The 18155-nt window shown below is 67.7% G+C and carries 19 protein-coding genes; 18 read left to right on the top strand and 1 reads right to left on the bottom strand.

From position 1 onward, the window contains the following. Positions 1–499 precede the first annotated feature (499 nt). From ACE3RX_RS04875 to nifM, 18 genes are all read left to right on the top strand, one after another. On the top strand, positions 500–1285 hold the full coding sequence (locus ACE3RX_RS04875) for a quinoprotein dehydrogenase-associated SoxYZ-like carrier (protein ID WP_374480898.1): 786 nt from the start codon (positions 500–502) through the stop codon (positions 1283–1285). Beyond that, entirely contained in the window at positions 1282–2241 is a 960-nt protein-coding gene (locus ACE3RX_RS04870; RefSeq protein ID WP_374480896.1) for a quinoprotein relay system zinc metallohydrolase 1, read from the top strand. The genes ACE3RX_RS04875 and ACE3RX_RS04870 overlap by 4 nt, the downstream gene beginning before the upstream one ends. After that, entirely contained in the window at positions 2238–3041 is an 804-nt protein-coding gene (locus tag ACE3RX_RS04865; RefSeq protein WP_374480894.1) for an energy transducer TonB, read from the top strand. Before ACE3RX_RS04870 ends, ACE3RX_RS04865 begins: the two co-directional genes overlap by 4 nt. Continuing rightward, complete coding sequence (locus tag ACE3RX_RS04860) at positions 3038–4501, top strand: ATP-binding protein (RefSeq protein WP_374480892.1); 1464 nt, start codon at positions 3038–3040, stop codon at positions 4499–4501. Before ACE3RX_RS04865 ends, ACE3RX_RS04860 begins: the two co-directional genes overlap by 4 nt. After that, positions 4498–5139 (top strand): response regulator, encoded by a 642-nt coding sequence (locus ACE3RX_RS04855; RefSeq protein ID WP_374480890.1) that lies wholly within the window; start codon positions 4498–4500, stop codon positions 5137–5139. The genes ACE3RX_RS04860 and ACE3RX_RS04855 overlap by 4 nt, the downstream gene beginning before the upstream one ends. A 128-nt stretch (positions 5140–5267) precedes the next feature. Next, complete coding sequence (locus tag ACE3RX_RS04850) at positions 5268–5786, top strand: SRPBCC family protein (protein WP_374480888.1); 519 nt, start codon at positions 5268–5270, stop codon at positions 5784–5786. An 8-nt stretch (positions 5787–5794) separates the two neighbouring features. Then, complete coding sequence (locus ACE3RX_RS04845; protein WP_374480886.1) at positions 5795–7909, top strand: 4Fe-4S binding protein; 2115 nt, start codon at positions 5795–5797, stop codon at positions 7907–7909. 53 nt (positions 7910–7962) lie between these two features. Then, the gene (locus ACE3RX_RS04840; protein ID WP_374480884.1) at positions 7963–9303 is read left to right on the top strand and encodes an amidohydrolase; all 1341 of its coding nucleotides are present in this window, start codon (positions 7963–7965) and stop codon (positions 9301–9303) included. A gap of 119 nt (positions 9304–9422) precedes the next feature. Next, on the top strand, positions 9423–10235 hold the full coding sequence (locus ACE3RX_RS04835; protein ID WP_374480882.1) for a peptidyl-prolyl cis-trans isomerase: 813 nt from the start codon (positions 9423–9425) through the stop codon (positions 10233–10235). 317 nt (positions 10236–10552) lie between these two features. Continuing rightward, positions 10553–10876, top strand: coding sequence for a HesB/IscA family protein (locus ACE3RX_RS04830; protein WP_374480880.1), 324 nt, complete (start codon positions 10553–10555; stop codon positions 10874–10876). A gap of 15 nt (positions 10877–10891) precedes the next feature. Continuing rightward, the gene (gene nifU, locus ACE3RX_RS04825) at positions 10892–11806 is read left to right on the top strand and encodes a Fe-S cluster assembly protein NifU (protein WP_374480878.1); all 915 of its coding nucleotides are present in this window, start codon (positions 10892–10894) and stop codon (positions 11804–11806) included. A 5-nt stretch (positions 11807–11811) separates the two neighbouring features. Next, the gene (gene nifS, locus ACE3RX_RS04820; RefSeq protein WP_374480876.1) at positions 11812–13029 is read left to right on the top strand and encodes a cysteine desulfurase NifS; all 1218 of its coding nucleotides are present in this window, start codon (positions 11812–11814) and stop codon (positions 13027–13029) included. Further along, a complete protein-coding gene (nifV, locus tag ACE3RX_RS04815) occupies positions 13022–14215 on the top strand; it encodes a homocitrate synthase (protein WP_374480874.1) in 1194 nt (397 codons plus the stop codon). Before nifS ends, nifV begins: the two co-directional genes overlap by 8 nt. 10 nt (positions 14216–14225) lie before the next feature. Beyond that, positions 14226–15005, top strand: a complete 780-nt coding sequence (gene cysE / locus ACE3RX_RS04810) for a serine O-acetyltransferase (RefSeq protein ID WP_374480872.1) — start codon at positions 14226–14228, stop codon at positions 15003–15005. A 7-nt stretch (positions 15006–15012) separates the two neighbouring features. Beyond that, positions 15013–15546 (top strand): hypothetical protein, encoded by a 534-nt coding sequence (locus ACE3RX_RS04805; RefSeq protein ID WP_374480870.1) that lies wholly within the window; start codon positions 15013–15015, stop codon positions 15544–15546. 27 nt (positions 15547–15573) lie between these two features. After that, complete coding sequence (nifW, locus tag ACE3RX_RS04800; RefSeq protein ID WP_374480868.1) at positions 15574–15906, top strand: nitrogenase-stabilizing/protective protein NifW; 333 nt, start codon at positions 15574–15576, stop codon at positions 15904–15906. A 24-nt stretch (positions 15907–15930) separates the two neighbouring features. Continuing rightward, complete coding sequence (locus tag ACE3RX_RS04795) at positions 15931–16422, top strand: nitrogen fixation protein NifZ (protein WP_374480866.1); 492 nt, start codon at positions 15931–15933, stop codon at positions 16420–16422. Next, positions 16419–17318: a nitrogen fixation protein NifM gene (gene nifM, locus ACE3RX_RS04790; RefSeq protein WP_374480864.1), complete on the top strand. Its 900-nt coding sequence runs from the start codon at positions 16419–16421 to the stop codon at positions 17316–17318. Before ACE3RX_RS04795 ends, nifM begins: the two co-directional genes overlap by 4 nt. Positions 17319–17424: 106 nt before the next feature. Here nifM and ACE3RX_RS04785 read toward each other — a convergent pair whose 3' ends face one another. Beyond that, on the bottom strand, positions 17425–18108 hold the full coding sequence (locus tag ACE3RX_RS04785; RefSeq protein WP_374480862.1) for an alpha/beta hydrolase: 684 nt from the start codon (positions 18106–18108) through the stop codon (positions 17425–17427). Between the last annotated feature and the right edge of the window lie 47 nt (positions 18109–18155).

The raw sequence follows: 18155 nt of genomic DNA, 5'->3' as shown, positions 1-18155 counted from the left end.
CTAAAACCGCAAGAGCTGTGCCATTACGTCCCGCCCGGGCCTCCCTTTTTCCGGGTCGGGAAAAATTCCCGATACAAAACGGGCAGTTGGCGTCCGGGAAAACCCACCGTCAAGACGCGACACCTGTCGCGCCGTCTCATCCTGCCGATACATCTGCTTCATTCCACACCAAGTGCTCCAAGTTGAAACAACCCGAAGCAGGACATGCTGCAGCGCATGAAGAACAGTCCTTCCTTCGGCGCATTCCGCCACCCTGTAGGGGCGAATTCACTCGCCCTTCACCCGTTAATCAGCGTCCGCGGGCGAATGAATTCGCCCCCACTGCACTTTTGCTTCATTCGGGACAGACCCCAGCGCGTGCCCCACAGCATGAAGATAGAAGGCCAGAGGCTGCGGCGAAAGCCCTCATTTGCTTGGCACAGCTCTTGCACCCATGCCTATACATAGAACAGAGCGTGCCGCCACAGGCCAGGCCGCCAGTCAGGAGACAAATTTGACAATGCATCGCGTACGCGGCGTGGCGGCCTTGCTGCTCGCCAGCTGTCTTACACTTGGCGCAGTCCAGGCGGCTCCGGGCGACCGGCAGGCCGACCCCCTCGACTCGCCCCGCTGGGGCGACATGCGCAAGGAATTCTTCCCGGCCAAGGCGCGGGTGCTCTTCGACAGCCGCGTGAAGGTCAGCGCGCCGCTGACCGCCGAGAACGCCCTCAACGTGCCGGTCAGCGTGGACGCGAGCGCGCTGCCCGACGCCACCGAGGTGCTGGTCTTCGCCGACTTCAATCCGATCACCCGTATCGTCCGCTTCCGTCCGGAAGGCGCACACCCGGGCCTCGGCTTCCGCATCAAGCTGCAGCAATCCACGCCGGTCCGCGCCGCGGTCAAGACCCGCGACGGCGTCTGGCACGTGGGTGGCACCTGGGTAAACACCACCGGTGGCGGCTGCACCCTGCCCTCCGCCGGCAGCGCTTCGCCGGAATGGCAGAAGCGCCTCGGCGAGGTCAGCAGCCGGGTGTGGGAACGCAAGGAAGGCGGCGAGCGCATCCGCCTGCGCATCATCCACCCGGAGGACACCGGCCTCGCCGCCGGCGTACCGGCGTTCTACATTCAGGAACTGAAGCTCACCGACGAGCAGGGTGCCCCGCTGATGCACATCGAGGGCTTCGAACCGCTGGCCGAAAACCCCGTGTTCTCGGTAGACATCCCCGCCGCCCGGACGGCCGCCGGCTACCGGGTGAGCGGACGTGACAACAACGGCAACGCCATTTCGGCCGTAATCGAAAAATGAGCATCCTGAGTCGCGCCTCCCGTTCCGCCATCGCCCTGTTCACCCTCGGCTGGGCCCTACTGCTCGCCGCCGCCGACATGGACTACGGCCTGCAACCGGTGGCCATCGCCGACGGCACCTGGGTCCTGGTCGGGCGCAGCGAGGACTTCAGCACCACCAACGGCGGCAACATCGTCAATACCGGCTTCATCGTCACCTCGGCCGGCGTGCTGGTCATTGACAGCGGGCCGTCACGGGCCTACGGCGAACAACTCAAGCGCGCCATCGCCCGCGTTACCGACAAGCCGGTGACGATGGTGGTTAACACCCACCACCACCCGGACCACTTCCTCGGCAACCAGGCCTTCGCCCCCGAGAGCCTGGCCGCGCTGCCTGGCACCATCAGCGGCATACACAGTGAAGGCGGCACCTTCAACGAGAACATGTACCGCCTGGCCGGCGACTGGATGGCCGGCACCGACGTGCAGGCCCCGGCCAAACCGCTCACCGCCGGCCCCCTTGAGCTGGGCGGCCATCACCTTGAACTGATCGCCCTCGACGGCCACACGGGCGCTGACCTGGCGATCCTCGACCGGAGCACCGGCGTGCTGTTTGCCGGCGACCTGGTCTTCAACGACCGTGCGCCCACCACGCCCCACGCCAACCTGGCGGCCTGGCAGAAGGCCCTGAACCGCCTCGAAGGCCTCGGCTTCAAGCAGGTGGTGCCCGGCCACGGCCCGGTAGCCCGGGACACCGCACCGATCCGCCAGACCCGTGCTTGGCTAAGCTGGCTCGACGGCAACCTGCGCCAAGCCGCCGAAGACGGCCTCGACATGACCGAAGTGCTGGCCATCCAGCCGCCCGCCGAATTCCGCCGCCTGGCGGTAGTCGAAGCGGAATACCGCCGCTCCGTAGGCCAGCTCTATCCGGCCTACGAGCAGCAGGCCTTGTCCCGCCCCGGGAGAAACACTAGATGAGCACGCTGCCCCTGTTGCCCGACACCACCTGGCCACGCCCGGCGGCACTGCCCCGCCCGCTGAAGCTGGCGATCGGGCTGTCAGTCGGGCTGCACCTGGCCCTGCTCGCCCAGCAAGGCTGGAAGCCGGAGCAGGCGGCAGAACTGCCACGTCCGCTGCAGGTGGTATTGCGCGTCCCGCAGCCAGCCCCGGAAGCCCCGCCCCCCGCCCGTCCCGCCGTGACCATGCCGGCCGAGGCTCAGCCGGTCCATCGGACACCGCCCCCCGTGGCGACCCAGGCTCCCAGACCGACACCCATCCTGACCCGCCCGGCACGCCCCGAGGCTGCGCCGGCCCCCATCGTCCGGGCGGCGGAGCCTGCGGCCCCGCCCCCCGCCACGCCGGCGCTGGCCGCCGACAACACCCCGCGCCCGCCCGCGCCGGCCGCAAATCCGACGCCTGTTGCCGCGCCTCGCGTGGACGTCACGCCCTTCCTGGCCGCCGACGAGCCGCCCGATCCGGCGCTGCTCGAACGCTACGGACGCAGCCTGTCATCCCTGTTCGCCCGCCACCAGCAGTACCCGCGCCTGGCCGCCATGCGCGGCTGGGAAGGCGAAGTCCAGGTGCGCATCACCATCGCCCGCAAGGGCAACATCGTCGCCACCCAGGTAGTGCGCTCAAGCGGCTTCGAGGTCCTCGACCAGAACGCCGTGCAGCTGGTCACCAACACCGGCACCCTGCCACGCCCGCCGGAGGCGCTGCAGAACAAGGAGATCCAGATCGTCGTGCCGGTCCTGTTCAAGCTGGACAAGCCCGCATGAACGCCTCCGCCTGTTCCCTGGAGTCCGACGCTGCCATGGACATCGCCCCTGCCGGCCTGCCCGCCCCGCAGCGCCTGTCCCTGCGTCTGCGCGTCAGCCTGGTGCTCACCGCGCTGGCCGCAGCCTTCGTGCTGACCGGCGCAGCTCTGTGGATCCGCGATGCCCGCATGGCCATCACCGAGGAGATCACCGCCGCCAACCGGGTCGCCACCCAGTGGCTGACCGTTTCCGCCCAAGGCACCGCCGCCGGCGACCCGGCGTGGACCGAAGCCCGCCTGCTCGCCCACCTCAATGCGGTCGGCCGCATCCGCGCCCACCAGTTGGAGGCCCGCGGCGCCGACGGCAAGCTGCTGTACCGGTCGCCTCCCTCGGCCTACAAGGCCGGCCGCAATGCGCCGGAGTGGTTCTTCGACTGGCTGAAGCCCGAACTGCCGGCCCTCAACCTGCAGGCTGGCACGCTGAGCCTGAGCCTGCTGCCGGACGCATCCCGCTCGGTGCTCGACCTGTGGGACGACCTCACCGCCGCCGCAACCCGCGCGCTGCTGGCACTGGCCGGCCTGTTTGTCGGCTGCTGGTTCGCCATCGACCGCGCCCTCAAACCCCTCGGCACCGTGATGGCGGCCCTCGACAGGGCCGGCGAAGGCAACTTCGACACCCGACTGCCGGTGAATGGCCCCAGGGAGCTGGCGCACCTGGCCGAAGCCTTCAACTCCATGGCCCTGCGCCTCGAGCGGGCGGTAGCCGAGAACGTCCGCCTGAGCCAGGAGCAGGCCCTCGCACGCACCGTCACCGACAGGCTCGAAGCCGACCGCAAGGCCATCGCCCGGGAACTCCACGACGAACTCGGCCAAAGCATCACCGCAGTGGCCGCACTGGCCGGTGCCATCGTCCAGCGCAGCGCCGACGCCCCGGCCATCCGCCAGAGCGCCGAGGTGATCCGCGACGTCACCTCGCGCATGCAGGGCGATGTGCGAGCGCTGCTGACCCGCCTGCGCCCGCCACGCAGTGGTCCCCAGGAAACCCTCGACGACGCAGTACGCAGCTACCTCGCGGCCTGGAGCCAGCGCCATAGCGACATCGAACTCACCACCGAGCTGTTCGCCGGCCCCAGCCCGCTACCCGACGAAGTGACGCTCACCGCCCTGCGGATCGTCCAGGAGTCGTGCACCAACATCGTCCGCCATGCCCTCGCCAGCAAGACCCGCATCCGCCTGCTGCGGGAGGGGCAAGCCCTGACCGTCGAAGTCAGCGACAACGGGCGCGGCATCATGCCGGCCCCAGGCCAGGCTGGCTTCGGCCTCGCCGGCATGCGCGAACGGGTCGCCGAACTCGGTGGCAGCCTCGAAATCTCCAGCCCATCCACCGGTGGGACGCGCATCCGCGCCCGCCTGCCGATCACGCAGTCCGCCGGCCCTGCCGACGACGCATCCGCCCCCAGCACGGAGCCCGCCGCACCATGAGCCCGAACCTCAGCAAGCTGCGCATCATCCTCGCCGACGACCACGCCATCGTACGCATGGGCTTCCGTCTGCTCCTCGAGGGGGTCGGCGCCCAGGTCATCGACGAGGCCGACAGCGGCGAAGCCGCCCAGCAACTGATGGCCACCCAGGATCCGGACGTGCTGGTGATGGACTTGTCGATGCCAGGCTGCGGCGGCCTCGCCGCGCTGGAGCGGATCATGGCCAGAAAGCCGCAGACCCGCGTGCTGATCGCCTCCGCCCATGCCGACGCAATCACCGCCGAGCGGGCCCTCAAACTCGGCGCCGCCGGCTACCTGTGCAAGCGCAGCCCTCCCGAGGAGCTGCTGCAGGCAGTCAGCCAGATCGCCGCCGGCCAACGCTACATCGACCCCGAGATCGCCAGCGCGCTGCGCCGCGCCGACCGCCCGGAACATCCGGCCGAGGCGCTCACCGACAAGGAGTTCAACGTGTTCCTGCAGCTTGCCCAGGGCCGCTCGGTGGCCGAAGTGGCCAGCGACTTCCACCTCAGCCCCAACACTGTCGGCACCCACCTGTACCACATCAAGCAAAAGCTCGGCGTTCAGAACATGGCCGAACTGGCCATGGCCGCCGTGCGCTCCGGATTAATCCAGGTGTAGGGGCGAATTCATTCGCCCGCAGGTGCCTGCATTCGCTCCGAGGGCGAATGCAGGCACCTGCGGATCAACTGCCCAGCAGACTCAGCCCACAAACCGGCACCTCTTTTCCCTCAACCAGCGAGAAACCCATGAGCTACCGCAACACGATTGTCGCCGCCGTCCTTGCCGCTGCCGTTGCCACGCCAGCGCTTGCCGCCCGCCCCGAACTGAAGGTGAAGGAACAGATCGACATCGCCGCGCCGCCCGCCAAAGTGTGGGAAGTCGTCAGCAGCTTCGACAACCTCGGCTGGCACCCGGCCGTCGGCGGTACCACCCTCGACAAGGGGAAGAACAACACCAAGGGCGCGGTACGCACCGTCACCACCAAGGACGGCGCGAAGCTGGTCGAGGAACTGGTCGCCTACAAGGCCGCCGCCCACAGCTACACCTACCGCATCATCGATTCCCCGCTGCCGGTCAGCGGCTACGTGTCCACCCTCACCGTCAAGCCGGCCAAGGGTGGCAGCCACGTGGAGTGGTCGTCCACCTTCCGCCGCAAGGACGAGAAGCCGGCAGAAGGTGCCGATGACGCCGGCGCCCGCAAGGCCGTGAGCGGCATCTACACCAGCGGCCTCGACGCCCTCAAGAAGCAGCTCGAAGCCCACTGAGCGCCGCCATGCCCACGGGGATCGCGCGCCACCTGTTCCGCCGCATCCTCGCGGGCCTGCTCATCCTTCTGCTCGCCGGGCTGGCCTTCCAGGCCAAGGCCGGCGAGTTGAACCACGCCGACATCGCCCGCCGCTTTCCGCCCCCGCTGCACGTGGGCGAGAAGCTGCGCGACATCCCGGCCTGGCCGATCACCTCGGAGCTGGAACCCGAGGCCGGCCCGGTCGCCTACGCCTTCGAATCCATCGACCTGGCGCCGATTCCCGGCTTCGAGGGCACCCCGCTCAACCTGCTGGTCAGCCTCGACCGCAAGGGCGGCTTCATGGACGTGGAGCTGATCCGCCAGCACGAACCGGTCTTCCTGTCCGGCCTCGGCGAAGGCCCGCTGCGCGACTTCCTGCTCCAGTACCGCAACAAGAGCCTCAAGCAGGAGATCACCGTCTCCAGCCTGTACGGCAACACCCGCAGCGGCGCCGGCAGCAAGCGTGTGGTGCTGGACGGCGTCAGCAAGGCCACCGCCTCGGTGCGCATCGTCAACCAGACCGTACTGACCTCGGCCCTCGCCGTGGCCCGTGCCCGCCTCGGCTTCGCCGCGCCGGCCGCTGACAAGGGGCCCGTCGCCGAAGTACGCACCGACGTCTATGAACACCGCAGCTTTGCCGAACTGGTGAAGTCCGGCGCCATCGGCCGCCTGCACCTCAGCAACGCCGACGTGGAAAAGCAGTTCGCCGGCACGGACGGCGCCGGCGTGGATGCCGACGCGCTGGCTCGGCCGGACGACACCTTCACCGACCTCTACGTTGCCTACCTCAACGCGCCGACCATCGGCCGGGCGATCCTCGGCGACGCCGGCCACGCCGACCTGATGCGCCGCCTGGAACCCGGCCAGCAGGCCTACTGGGTGGCCAGCGCGGGGCGCGACGCCTTCATCGACGACGACTTCACCCGCGGCACCGTGCCGGCCCGGCTGGCCTTCAGCCAAGGGGGCGGCCCGGTGGAGCTGCGCGACTTGGACCTGTCGCCACGCCCGCCGGCCGGCGCGCCGCCCCTCAACGCCGCGCTGGTGCTGCGCGTACCGCCGATGTCCGGCGTCGATCCGGCCGCGCCGGTGCGCTTCGAGCTGACCATCACCCGCGCCAAGGGCTCGATGCTGCCGATCCTCACCCAGCGCAGCGTGAGCCTCGACTACCAGGCCCCGGAAGAACTGTTCTCTCGCCCGCCGGCGCCGCTTTCCGACTGGCTGATCGCCTGGAAGGACCGGGCCGCGGAGCTGGCCATCATCGCCGCCGCGCTGATCCTGCTGTCCGCGGTGCTCGCCCGCCCGCGCTGGATCTCCGTGTCGGCGCGCCGGCTGAAGATCTTCCGGCTGGCCTTCCTGGCCTTCACCCTCGGCTACATCGGCTGGTACGCGCAAGGCCAGCTGTCCATCGTGCAGATCACCGGCGCGATCAAATCGGTAGCGGCCGGCGCCGGCCTCAAGAGCTTCCTGTACGACCCGGTGAGCCTGCTGCTGATCGCCTTCACCGCGATCAGCTTCGTGGTGTGGGGCCGCGGCACCTTCTGCGGCTGGCTATGCCCCTTCGGCGCGCTGCAGGAATTTGCCGCGCTGCTGGCCCGCGCGCTGCGCCTGCCGCGGCTGCGTCTGCCGGCCACCGTCGCCCGCACCCTAGACCGCGGGCGCTACGCGATCCTCGCCGCGCTGGTGGCTGCCGCCGCCTTCGCCCCACGGCTGGCCGAGACCGGCGTCGAAGTGGAACCCTTCAAGACCGCCATCACCGTCGGCTTCGACCGCAGCTGGCCCTTCGTCGCCTACGCGGTGCTGCTGCTCGTCCTCGGCGGGCTGTACTACAAGTTCTTCTGCCGCTATCTGTGCCCGCTCGGCGCGGCGATGACCCTCGGCGGCAAGCTGCGCTTCCTTGACTGGCTGCCGCGCCGTCAGGAATGCGGCCAGCCCTGCCAGACCTGCCGCCACCGCTGCGCCTACGACGCCATCGAGAAGTCTGGCGCGATCCGCTACGACGACTGCTTCCAGTGCCTCGACTGCGTCGGCATCTACCACGACGACAACCGTTGCGCACCGATCATGCTGTACCGGAAAAAAGGCCGCCATCCTCAATCGGCTTGATTTCACCCCGGTGCTGCGTACAGTCAATGCATCGGCATACAAGGGCTCTCACCATGCGGCAACTTCTCGGTGGACTGGCGGTTTGCCTCGGTGCGGTCGCCTACGCCCAGGCAGATACGAGCGAGCGGCAACAGGTGGACCAACTGGCCGACGCGCTGGAGCCCCGGCTCATCGCCTGGCGGCGTGACATCCACCAGCACCCCGAGCTGGGCAACCGGGAGTTCCGCACCGCGGCGCTGGTCGCTGAGCACCTCAAACGCCTCGGCCTCGATGTGCAGACCGGCATTGGCCGCACGGGCGTCGTCGCCCTCCTGCGCGGCGGTCTGCCTGGCCCCGTCGTGGCCCTGCGGGCCGACATGGACGCCCTGCCCGTCACAGAACAGAGCAATCAGCCCTTCGCGTCGAAGGCTCGCGCCAACTGGATGGGTGAGGACGTCGGTGTCGCCCATGTGTGCGGCCACGACGGCCATACCGCGATCCTGATGGGCGTCGCTGAAGTGCTGGCCACGATGCGGGCACAGCTGCCCGGCACAGTTAAGTTCATCTTCCAGCCCGCCGAGGAAGGCCCGCCCCCCGGCGAGGATGGCGGCGCGGCACTGATGATCCGCGAAGGCGCGCTGCGCAACCCGGTGCCGGCGGCGATCTTCGGGCTGCACCTCAACAGCCGTACGCCCCTCGGCAAGGCCGGCGTACGGGCCGGCACGCTGATGGCCAGCGGCGACACCTTCCGCATCGTCGTCAAGGGCAGCCAGACCCACTCCGCGCTACCCTGGCTGGGCGTCGATCCGGTTGTGCTGGCCTCGCAGGTGGTGCTCGGCATCCAGACCATCCAGAGCCGCCAGGTAAATGTGCTGCAGGAACCGTCGGTGGTCACCATCGCCACCGTCCACGGCGGCAACCGGCCCAACATCATTCCCGAAACCGTGGAGATGAGCGGCATGATCCGCGCGCTGGACGAAGGCATGCGCCGCGACATCCAGCGCCGCGTGGCGACGACCGCGGATGCCATCGCCAGGAGCGCCGGCGGCAGCGCTGAGGTGTCCGTCGCCCCCAACTACGATGTGTTGATCAACGATGCCAGGCTGGCCGAGCTGGGCACCCGCTCCCTGCGCACGACGCTGGGCAGCGGGCAGGTCTTCGAGAACCCCAAGGTGACCGTCTCGGAGGACTTCTCGGCCTACCAGAAGATCATCCCTGGCTTCTTCTACTTCCTCGGCGTCGTCCCCGACGGTACGCCGGCGGAAAAGGTCTTCCCGAACCACTCACCGCGCTTCTGGATCGACGAGCAGGTGCTGAAAATCGGCGTCAGATCCCTCACCAACATCACCCTCGATTACCTCCACGAGGCAGACGACAAGCTGTCAGCGGGCTTGCAGCCTGCTTCAGCGCGTTGACGGGGCATGCTCCCCTTCGGAATACTGCGGGGCGCGACTCCAAACACGTATTCAGCGCGCGTCCGGCCGCCTGTGCAGCCGACTTCGCCACATCAGACAGCACAACCCAAGGAATCCTCATGAAGTTTCTCCGGCCCCTTCTCCCCCTCACCCTGATCGCCGGCCTGCTGGCCCAGGCCCCCGCCTTCGCCGCCGAGCCGGCCAAGGGCGCCGCCGGCAAAAACGTGGTGGCCACGGTCAATGGCGTGGGCATTCCCCAGGGCGCCTACGACCTGCTGGCGGATCGTGCCAAGGCCCAGGGCGCCACCGACGGCCCGCAACTCACCAACGAGATCCGCGGCCGCCTGATCCAGACCGAGCTGCTCAACCAGGCCGCCAAGAAGAAGGGTCTCGACCGCAAGCCCGAAATCGCCCTGCAGGCCGACCTGGCCCGCCACCAGATCATCGCCAACGCCTACGTGGCCGACTACATCCAGAGCCATCCGGTCACCGACGCCGCCGCCAAGGCCGAGTACGACCGCCTCGTCGCCCAGACCGGCAACAAGGAATTCAAGTCCCGCCACATCCTCGTGAAGGAAGAGAAGGAAGCCAAGGACATCATCGAACGCCTCAAGATGGGCGAGAAGTTCGACAAGCTGGCCAGCCTGTCCACCGACCCCGGCACCAAGGACAAGGGCGGTGACCTCGGCTGGACCGTGCCGAGCAGCTTCGTCGAGCCGTTTGCCAAGGCCCTCGCCGGCCTGACCCCGGGCACTTACACCCAAGCCCCGGTGCAGACCCCCTTCGGCTACCACGTGATCCAGCTCGACGAAGTGCGCGACCTCAAGCTGCCCAGCTTCGAGGAAGCCAAGCCGCAGATCACCCAGCGCCTGCAGGCGCAGACGGTGGAACAGCACCTCCAGGAACTGGCCAAGGCTGCCAAGATCAACTAAGCACCGCCAGCAGCCAGTACGACAACGGGCGCCCTCGGGCGCCCGTTTTGCTTTTGGCGCCCGCCTTCCCTCTTGGAGCTCCATTCGCCCCCACAGGAAGGCCCCCTGCAAGAAGCCTCCACAGGACTCCCACAAGAGCCCCATCCTGTAACGAACCCGACAATCCCCTTGTCGCGTCGCCTATCCCACACCGCGACGTACGCCACAAAAAACAAAACAATCCTTATATTTCAAAGCATTGCGCAGTTTCTCCAGGCTGGCACACGGGTTGCAACACTGAGTTGCGCTCACAACCCAATCACCCCCAGGAGAAAACCATGATCACCCTCACCCCTAATGCGTGTAAGGCTGTTTCCCGCTTCATTTCGACGGCTGCCGATCCGGTGGCGGGACTGCGCATCGTGGTGTCGGGCGGCGGTTGCGCCGGCCTGCAATACAACATGAAGCTCGAAGCCGAAAAGCAGGACGACGACAACGTGCTCGTCATCGATGGCCTCACCGTGCTGATCGACCCGTACTCCGCACCGCTGATCGAAGGCACCACCATCGACTTCGTCGATTCCCTGTCCGGCAGCGGCTTCAAGTTCGAGAACCCCAAGGCGGCCAAGTCCTGCGAATGCGGCCAGTCCTTCGCAGCCTGATCGAAGGAGACAGCCATGTGGGACTACACCGAAAAAGTCAAAGAGCACTTCTACAACCCGCGTAACACGGGTCCGCTGGAAGGTGCCAACGCCACCGGCGACGTCGGCTCCATCTCCTGCGGCGACGCGCTGCGCCTGATGCTGAAGGTCGACCCGGTCACCGAGATCATCCAGGACGCGCACTTCCAGACCTTCGGCTGCGGCTCGGCGATCGCCTCCTCCTCGGCGCTGACCGAGATGGTCAAGGGCATGACCCTCGACGAAGCCAAGCAGATCAGCAACCAGGACATCGCCGACTTCCTCGACGGCCTGCCGCCGGAAAAGATGCACTGCTCCGTGATGGGCCGCGAAGCCCTCCACGCCGCCATTGCCAACTACCGCGGCGAAGAATGGAGCGACGACCACGAGGAAGGCGCGCTGGTCTGCAAGTGCTTCGCCGTCGATAGCCAGATGATCGAGGACACCATCCGCGCCAACAAGCTCTCCACGGTCGAAGAGGTCACCAACTACACCAAGGCCGGCGGCGGCTGCTCCACCTGCCACGAGCCGATCGAGGAAATCCTCACCAAGGTGATGGCCGAACGCGGCGAGACCTTCGTGCCCGCCGGCGCCAAGAAAGCCAAGCCGGCCGTCGCCGAAGCGGCACCCGCCAAGCTCGGCACCCTGGCCCGCATCCGCAAGATCGAGGAAGTCATCGCCGCGGTGCGCCCGACCCTGCTGGCCGACCGGGGCGACATCGAGCTGGTGGACATCGAAGGCAAGAACATCCTGGTGAACCTCAGCGGCGCCTGCTCCGGCTGCCAGATGGAAGCCGCCACGCTGGCCGGCATCCAGACCAAGATGATCGAAGCCCTCGGCGAGTTCGTCCGCGTCGTGCCCGCCGCCAAGGCCCAGGCCCACGCCTGCGCGTCCCACGCTCACGGAGGCTAAGAAAAATGAGCACCCCCACCCCGATCTATCTCGACAACAACGCCACGACAGCCTGCGACCCGAAGGTCGTGGAAGCAATGCTGCCCTATTTCACGGAGCAGTTCGGCAATGCCTCCAGCATGCACAGTTTCGGTAACAAGGTCGGCGTGGCGCTCAAGGCTGCCCGTGCCAAGGTTCAGAAACTGCTGGGCGCCGAATTCGACTCCGAGATCGTGTTCACGTCCTGCGGCACCGAATCCGACAGCACGGCCATCCTGTCCGCCCTCAAGGCCCAGCCGGAGCGCAAGGAAATCATCACCACCGTGGTGGAACACCCGGCCGTCCTCAGCCTGTGCGAGCAGCTGGAGAAAGAGGGCTACACCATCCACCGCCTCAAGGTGGACAACAAGGGTGGCCTGAACCTCGACGACTACGCCAAGGTGCTCAGCGACAAGGTCGCCGTGGTGTCGGTGATGTGGGCCAACAACGAGACCGGCACCTACTTCCCGGTGGTCGAGATGGCCGAGATGGCCAACGCGGCCGGCGTGCTGTTCCATACCGATGCCGTGCAGGCGGTCGGCAAGATCGACATCAACCTGGCCGCCACCAAGATCGACATGCTGTCGGTGTCTGGCCACAAGCTGCACGCCCCCAAGGGCATCGGCGTGCTCTACGTGCGCCGTGGCGTGCGCTTCCGCCCGCTGCTGCGCGGTGGCCACCAGGAACGCGGCCGCCGGGCTGGCACCGAGAACGCGCCGAGCATCATCGGCCTCGGCGTCGCTGCCGAGCTGGCGATGGAAGCCATGGAGCACGAGCGCACCTATGTGAAGGCCCTGCGCGACAAGCTCGAGGCCGGCATCCTGGCCGTGGTGCCCCACGCCTTCGTCACCGGCAACCCGGACAACCGTCTGCCTAACACCGCCAACATCGCCTTCGAATACATCGAGGGCGAGGCGATCCTGATGCTGCTCAACAAGCAGGGCATTGCCGCCTCCAGCGGCTCGGCCTGCACCTCCGGCAGCCTGGAGCCGTCCCACGTGATGCGGGCGATGGGGATTCCCTACACCGCCGCCCACGGCACGGTGCGTTTCTCCCTCAGCCGCTACACGACCGAGGAAGAGATCGAGCGGGTCATCGCCGCGGTGCCGCCGATCGTCGCCCAGTTGCGCAAGCTGTCGCCCTACTGGGGCGAGAACGGCCCGGTCGCCGATCCGGAAAAAGCCTTCGCCCCCGCATATGCTTGATTTCATCCAGCCCTCCGCCCCCGCCAGCGCGCCGCGTGTCGTCATCAACGACACCACGCTGCGCGACGGCGAGCAATCCGCCGGGGTGGCCTTCACCCTCTCAGAGAAGCTCGCCATTGCCCGCGGCCTGAGCGACATCGGTGTGCCCGAACTCGAAATCGGCATCCCGGCGATGGGCGCCGTCGAGCGGGAGAGCATCCAGGCCTGCGCCCACGCCGGTCTCGCCTCCCGCCTGGTGGTGTGGTGCCGGATGCGGCTGGATGATCTGGCAGCCTGCAGCGGCCTCGACGCCTGGATGGTGGACCTGTCCATCTCCGCTTCCGACCAGCAGATCCGCCACAAGCTGCGGCGCGACCGGGAGTGGGTGCTGGAGCAGATCGCCAGCCTGGTGCCGCGGGCCCGCGACATGGGATTCGAAGTGCTGGTCGGCTGCGAGGATGCGTCCCGCGCCGACCCCGCCTTCCTGCTGCAGATCGCCGAGGCCGCCCAGCAAGCCGGCGCCCGGCGCCTGCGCTTTGCCGACACCCTCGGCGTAATGGAGCCTTTCGGCACCTTCGAGCGCTTTGCCGACCTGCGCGCCCACTGCGATCTGGAACTGGAGATGCACGCCCACGACGACCTGGGCCTGGCCACCGCCAACACCCTGGCGGCCGTGCGCGCCGGCGCCACGCATGTGAATACCACCGTCAATGGCCTTGGCGAGCGGGCCGGCAACGCCGCGCTGGAAGAGGTCGCCCTTGGCCTGGTCAAGCTCCATGGATTTGCCACCGGGCTCGACCTGGCCGGCATCCAGGCCCTGTCGCACCAGGTGGCCCGCGCCGCTGGCCGGCCGGTGGGCTGGCAAAAGAGCGTAGTCGGCGAAGGCGTGTTCACCCATGAAGCCGGTATCCACGTGGATGGCCTGCTGAAGGATCCGGCCAACTACCAGGCCATCGACCCGGCCGAGGTCGGCCGTGAGCACCGCATGGTGCTCGGCAAGCACTCCGGCAGCGCCGGCGTGATCGCCGCCTACGCCCGCATGGGTGTGCCGATCCACGACGACGAGGCCGGTGCGCTGCTGCCACGCATCCGCGGCTTCGTCGAACGCACCAAGCGCACGCCCGGCCCGGCCGACCTGCGCCGCTTCATCGCCGAACTGCACTCCCTGTCGTCCGACCGCCCGCACCATGTCCGCACCCCTTCGTAAGGATCCGAACATGCCCCCCGCCGCCAACGTCTCCCTGCCCGCCGCACCGGTCGCCGGCGAAGCGCCCCAGGGCCTCTTCGCGCTGCTGAAGGAAGACATCGACTCGGTGATGAGCCGCGACCCGGCCGCCCGCAGTCGCTGGGAAGTGCTGACCACCTACCCCGGCGTGCACGCCATCATGGCCTACCGCGTCGGCCATGCCCTGTGGAGCCGCGGCCTGCGTTATCCGGCCCGGGTCCTCCAGTTCTTTTCCCGGATGCTGACCAATGTGGATATCCACCCGGCCGCTGCAATCGGCCGCCGCCTCTTCATCGACCACGGCGCCGGGGTCGTCATCGGCGAAACCGCCGAAATCGGCCACGACGTCACGCTTTATCACGGGGTCACCCTCGGCGGCACCTCCTGGCGCAAAGGCAAACGTCACCCCACCCTCTCGAGCGGTGTCGTGGTTGGAGCCGGCGCCAAGATCCTCGGCCCGATCACCATCGGCGAACGGGTCCGCGTCGGCGCCAATTCAGTGGTTGTGAAGGATGTACCGGCCGACCGCACGGTGGTCGGCATCCCCGGCCGCATCGTGCGCAGCGAAGGCCGCCGCGGCCCCGACGGGCTGGACCTGGACCATCACCTGGTGCCCGACCCCGTCGGCAAGGCGCTGGCCTGTCTGCTTGACCGGGTCAAGGTGCTCGAATCGCGCATGGCCGCCGCCGGGCTCGACCCGGAAGAGTGTGGCGAATGCACCGACAACTGCGACTGCAGCTCGATGATCCAGTCTGCCCGGGAAGAACACTGAGGCCACCATGGATCTGCTCGACTTCGACGCCGGCCCGCTGTACTTCGACGACCCGATCGCCCCCGAGGTGACCGCGCTGATCAACGAGGCCTCAAAGCTGTACCCGGAGCCGGAGACCGAGGCGCTGCTGCTGCGCGCAGAAGAACTGGCCCCGCGCCACCTGGAAGTCATCGTCGCGCTGTACCGCTACTACTTCTATCAGAACCGCCTGGACGCCGCCGACCTCATCGCCGACAAGGCGCTGGCGATCTCCGGCGAAGGCATCGGCTACCCCACGGACTGGCGCGAGCTGACCGTCGAGCAGGTCAAGACCGGCCTCGAAAGCGCCGCCACCGCAGCCCGCTTCTGGCTGTTGTCCCTCAAGGCCAAGGCTGTGCTCGCCCTGCGCCAGCAACGCATCGACGACGCCCTGGCGATGCTCGGCACGCTGGCCGACGTGGATGAGCGCGACCGCCTCGGCGTGCGCCCCCTCATCGAGGTCGCCCAGATCCGCGCCAGCGGCAACATCGTGGCCGTCGATTTCACGGCCCATTCAATCTGAACCCCAACCGTAGCCTAGGAGCCCATCATGAGTGACGTTGATCTCACCCTGGAAGAAGCCCTCGAAGACCTTTCGTCGGCCGAGGAGTTTCTCGACTACTTCGGCGTGGAGTACGACGCCAAGACGGTCCATGTGAACCGCCTGCACATCCTCCAGCGCTACCACAACTACATCAAGGCCCAGGGCCCGGCCCCCGCCGACGAAGCGCCGGCACGCGAGTTCTACACCAAGTGGCTGACCCAGGCCTACCTGGACTTCGTGCAGTCCGACGCGCTGACCGAGCGGGTCTTCGTGGTCCTGCAGAAAGCCGCCGGCACCTCCTTCGTACCGCTGGAAAGCCTGACCAGCCCCAAGGTCTGACGCCGCCCGTCCAGGAGAACCATCATGCTTCCCCGCTTCGAGTACGGCCAGACTGTCCGCGTCACACGCAACGTGCGCAACGACGGCACTTTTCCGGGCAAGGACGTCGGCGACTTCCTGATCCGCCGCGGCTCGATGGGCATTGTCCGCGACGTGGGCAGCTATCTGCAGGACCAGCTCATCTACTCGGTGTACTTCCTGCAGGAAGACATGATCGTCGGCTGCCGGGAGGAAGAACTCCTCGGTGAGGACGAGCACTGGGTGGAGAGCAAGTTCGAAGTCCGCGAGAAGGTGCGCTGCGCAGTCACCCTCGCGGTGGGCGGCGAGATCCGCGCCGAACCTGGCACCAAGGGCGAGATCATGCGCGTGCTGCGCGACCTGCCCGGTGGCGTCCAGTACCACCTGCACGTGCCGGGCTGGGTGCTGCAGGTGCCGGAAAGCGCCCTCGAAAGCCTGCCGCTGGAAGAACAGGCCGGCGAGATCGATACCGAAGAGGATGAGGAGGACGTGTCATGAGCACGCTCGCCGTCGTCCCCGACACCACCCTGCCCTACCTGGTCTTCAAGACCGCCCACGGCATCTACGAAAAGATGCCGGGCGAGCTGTCCGAGCGGGAACTGCGCCATGTGCGCCAGGTGGCCAGGAAGCAACTCGACATCGAGACCCTGGTGCTCACCGCGCCAGAGGCCCAGGGCGTCGTGGTGCCCCAACGCACGCTGGACGACGCCTTTCAGGAGATCCGCGGGCGCTACGAATCCGAGCAGGACTTCACCAATGCACTGGCGGCGCAGAACCTCGACGAGGCGCTGCTGACCTCGGCGCTGCAACGGGAATTGAAGGTGGAAGCGGTCCTCGACCGGGTGTCGGCCAAGTCCGCCAAGGTGGCCGAACTGGACGTGCAGATCTTCTACCACATGCACCGCGAGCAGTTCATGCGCACCGAGAGGCGCGGCGCCTCACACATCCTCGTCACGATCAACCCGGACCTGCCGGAAAACGCCCCGGCGCTGGCCCTGAAGAAGATCAGCGAGATCCGCAAGCGCCTGCTGAAAGACCCGAAGCGCTTCGCCGAACAGGCCCTGAAGCACTCGGAATGCCCGACCGCGATGAACGGCGGCACGATCGGCGACGTGGAGCGCGGCAAGCTCTACCCGGCGCTGGACGCCGCCCTGTTCGCCGCCAAGGCGCCGGGGGAACTGTCGGAGGTCGTGGAGTCCGAGCTGGGCTACCACATCGTCCGCTGCGACAGCATCCGCGCCGAAGGCGTGGCGCCCTACGCCGAAGTGGCGCCGCGCATCCGTCTGGTCATGGAACAGAACCGCCGCAAGCTGTGCCAGCACGGTTGGTTGAAGGAATTGCAGGAAGCGGCTGCAGCGAAAGCCAGGGAGGCCGAAGCCCTGCAGGAGCACTGAAACGATTGTAGGAATCGGAGGGGATGAGTGGCGGCATTCATCTTCTCCAGGCTTGGAGCGCACTTTTGGGGACCCTCGGGTCCCCACTTTTTTTGTGGCGTTCCGCTCAAGCGGCCGGCAGCACGCGCCCCACCCAGCCGACGAAGTCCCGCGCCATCTGCGGCGTGATCTCATGGCCCGCCGGGTAGCGGTGGGACTCGAGTTTCACCCCAAGTTCGCCGAGCCACTGATCGCTGCGCTCGGCCCAGGCTACCGGCAATGTGTTGTCGAAGCTGCCGTGGGTCACCAGCGCCTGAACGCGGGCCAGTTCGGCGGCCGGCGCCAGCAGTGGGGCAATCTCCGGCAGGATGCGCCCGGACAGGATGGCGAAGCCGGCGACGCTGTCCGGATGGGTCAGCGCCAGGCTCGCCGACATGATGCCGCCCTGGCTGAAGCCGGCCACCACCGTGCGCTCGGCGGGGATGCGAAGGCGTGCCTGCAGGTCGGCCACAAAAACCGCCAGCTTGCCGCGAGTCACTTCCGCCGCCTCCGCGTCGATCACCGGGCCGTTGGCGGTGAAACTGACCTGGAAGGCGCAGAACGCCGACGGGCCGAGGGGCATCGGCGAGCGGACCAGGGCCACCGCCAGCGATGGCGGCAGCACTGCCGCCAGGCCGGCCATGGAGGCCTCGTTGCTGCCGACGCCGTGCAGCAGGACCACCAGGCCCTGCGCCGTGCCTTCGGCCGGGCGCAGGCGGTAGGACAGGCTGAGGTCGTCGATCAGGGGCGGAAGCGTGAAGGCTGCGTTCATGGATGTCGTTCCTGTCTGGTTTTGTTGTTCAGGGCTACCAATCAAGG

Source organism: Zoogloea sp. (assembly GCF_041914405.1).
In the GTDB taxonomy this organism is placed as follows: Bacteria; Pseudomonadota; Gammaproteobacteria; order Burkholderiales; family Rhodocyclaceae; genus Zoogloea.
Note: the sequence above shows the minus strand (reverse complement) of the source record. Positions and strands in the feature narration are given on the sequence as shown.

Excerpts from the sequence above, each read along its gene's own strand:
- ACE3RX_RS04875 (WP_374480898.1), top strand. The coding sequence starts at position 500 with ATGCATCGCGTACGCGGCGTGGCGGCCTTGCTGCTCGCCAGCTGTCTT.
- ACE3RX_RS04870 (WP_374480896.1), top strand. The coding sequence starts at position 1,282 with ATGAGCATCCTGAGTCGCGCCTCCCGTTCCGCCATCGCCCTGTTCACC.
- ACE3RX_RS04865 (WP_374480894.1), top strand. The coding sequence starts at position 2,238 with ATGAGCACGCTGCCCCTGTTGCCCGACACCACCTGGCCACGCCCGGCG.
- ACE3RX_RS04860 (WP_374480892.1), top strand. The coding sequence starts at position 3,038 with ATGAACGCCTCCGCCTGTTCCCTGGAGTCCGACGCTGCCATGGACATC.
- ACE3RX_RS04855 (WP_374480890.1), top strand. The coding sequence starts at position 4,498 with ATGAGCCCGAACCTCAGCAAGCTGCGCATCATCCTCGCCGACGACCAC.
- ACE3RX_RS04850 (WP_374480888.1), top strand. The coding sequence starts at position 5,268 with ATGAGCTACCGCAACACGATTGTCGCCGCCGTCCTTGCCGCTGCCGTT.
- ACE3RX_RS04845 (WP_374480886.1), top strand. The coding sequence starts at position 5,795 with ATGCCCACGGGGATCGCGCGCCACCTGTTCCGCCGCATCCTCGCGGGC.
- ACE3RX_RS04840 (WP_374480884.1), top strand. The coding sequence starts at position 7,963 with ATGCGGCAACTTCTCGGTGGACTGGCGGTTTGCCTCGGTGCGGTCGCC.
- ACE3RX_RS04835 (WP_374480882.1), top strand. The coding sequence starts at position 9,423 with ATGAAGTTTCTCCGGCCCCTTCTCCCCCTCACCCTGATCGCCGGCCTG.
- ACE3RX_RS04830 (WP_374480880.1), top strand. The coding sequence starts at position 10,553 with ATGATCACCCTCACCCCTAATGCGTGTAAGGCTGTTTCCCGCTTCATT.
- nifU (WP_374480878.1), top strand. The coding sequence starts at position 10,892 with ATGTGGGACTACACCGAAAAAGTCAAAGAGCACTTCTACAACCCGCGT.
- nifS (WP_374480876.1), top strand. The coding sequence starts at position 11,812 with ATGAGCACCCCCACCCCGATCTATCTCGACAACAACGCCACGACAGCC.
- nifV (WP_374480874.1), top strand. The coding sequence starts at position 13,022 with ATGCTTGATTTCATCCAGCCCTCCGCCCCCGCCAGCGCGCCGCGTGTC.
- cysE (WP_374480872.1), top strand. The coding sequence starts at position 14,226 with ATGCCCCCCGCCGCCAACGTCTCCCTGCCCGCCGCACCGGTCGCCGGC.
- ACE3RX_RS04805 (WP_374480870.1), top strand. The coding sequence starts at position 15,013 with ATGGATCTGCTCGACTTCGACGCCGGCCCGCTGTACTTCGACGACCCG.
- nifW (WP_374480868.1), top strand. The coding sequence starts at position 15,574 with ATGAGTGACGTTGATCTCACCCTGGAAGAAGCCCTCGAAGACCTTTCG.
- ACE3RX_RS04795 (WP_374480866.1), top strand. The coding sequence starts at position 15,931 with ATGCTTCCCCGCTTCGAGTACGGCCAGACTGTCCGCGTCACACGCAAC.
- nifM (WP_374480864.1), top strand. The coding sequence starts at position 16,419 with ATGAGCACGCTCGCCGTCGTCCCCGACACCACCCTGCCCTACCTGGTC.
- ACE3RX_RS04785 (WP_374480862.1), bottom strand. The coding sequence starts at position 18,108 with ATGAACGCAGCCTTCACGCTTCCGCCCCTGATCGACGACCTCAGCCTG.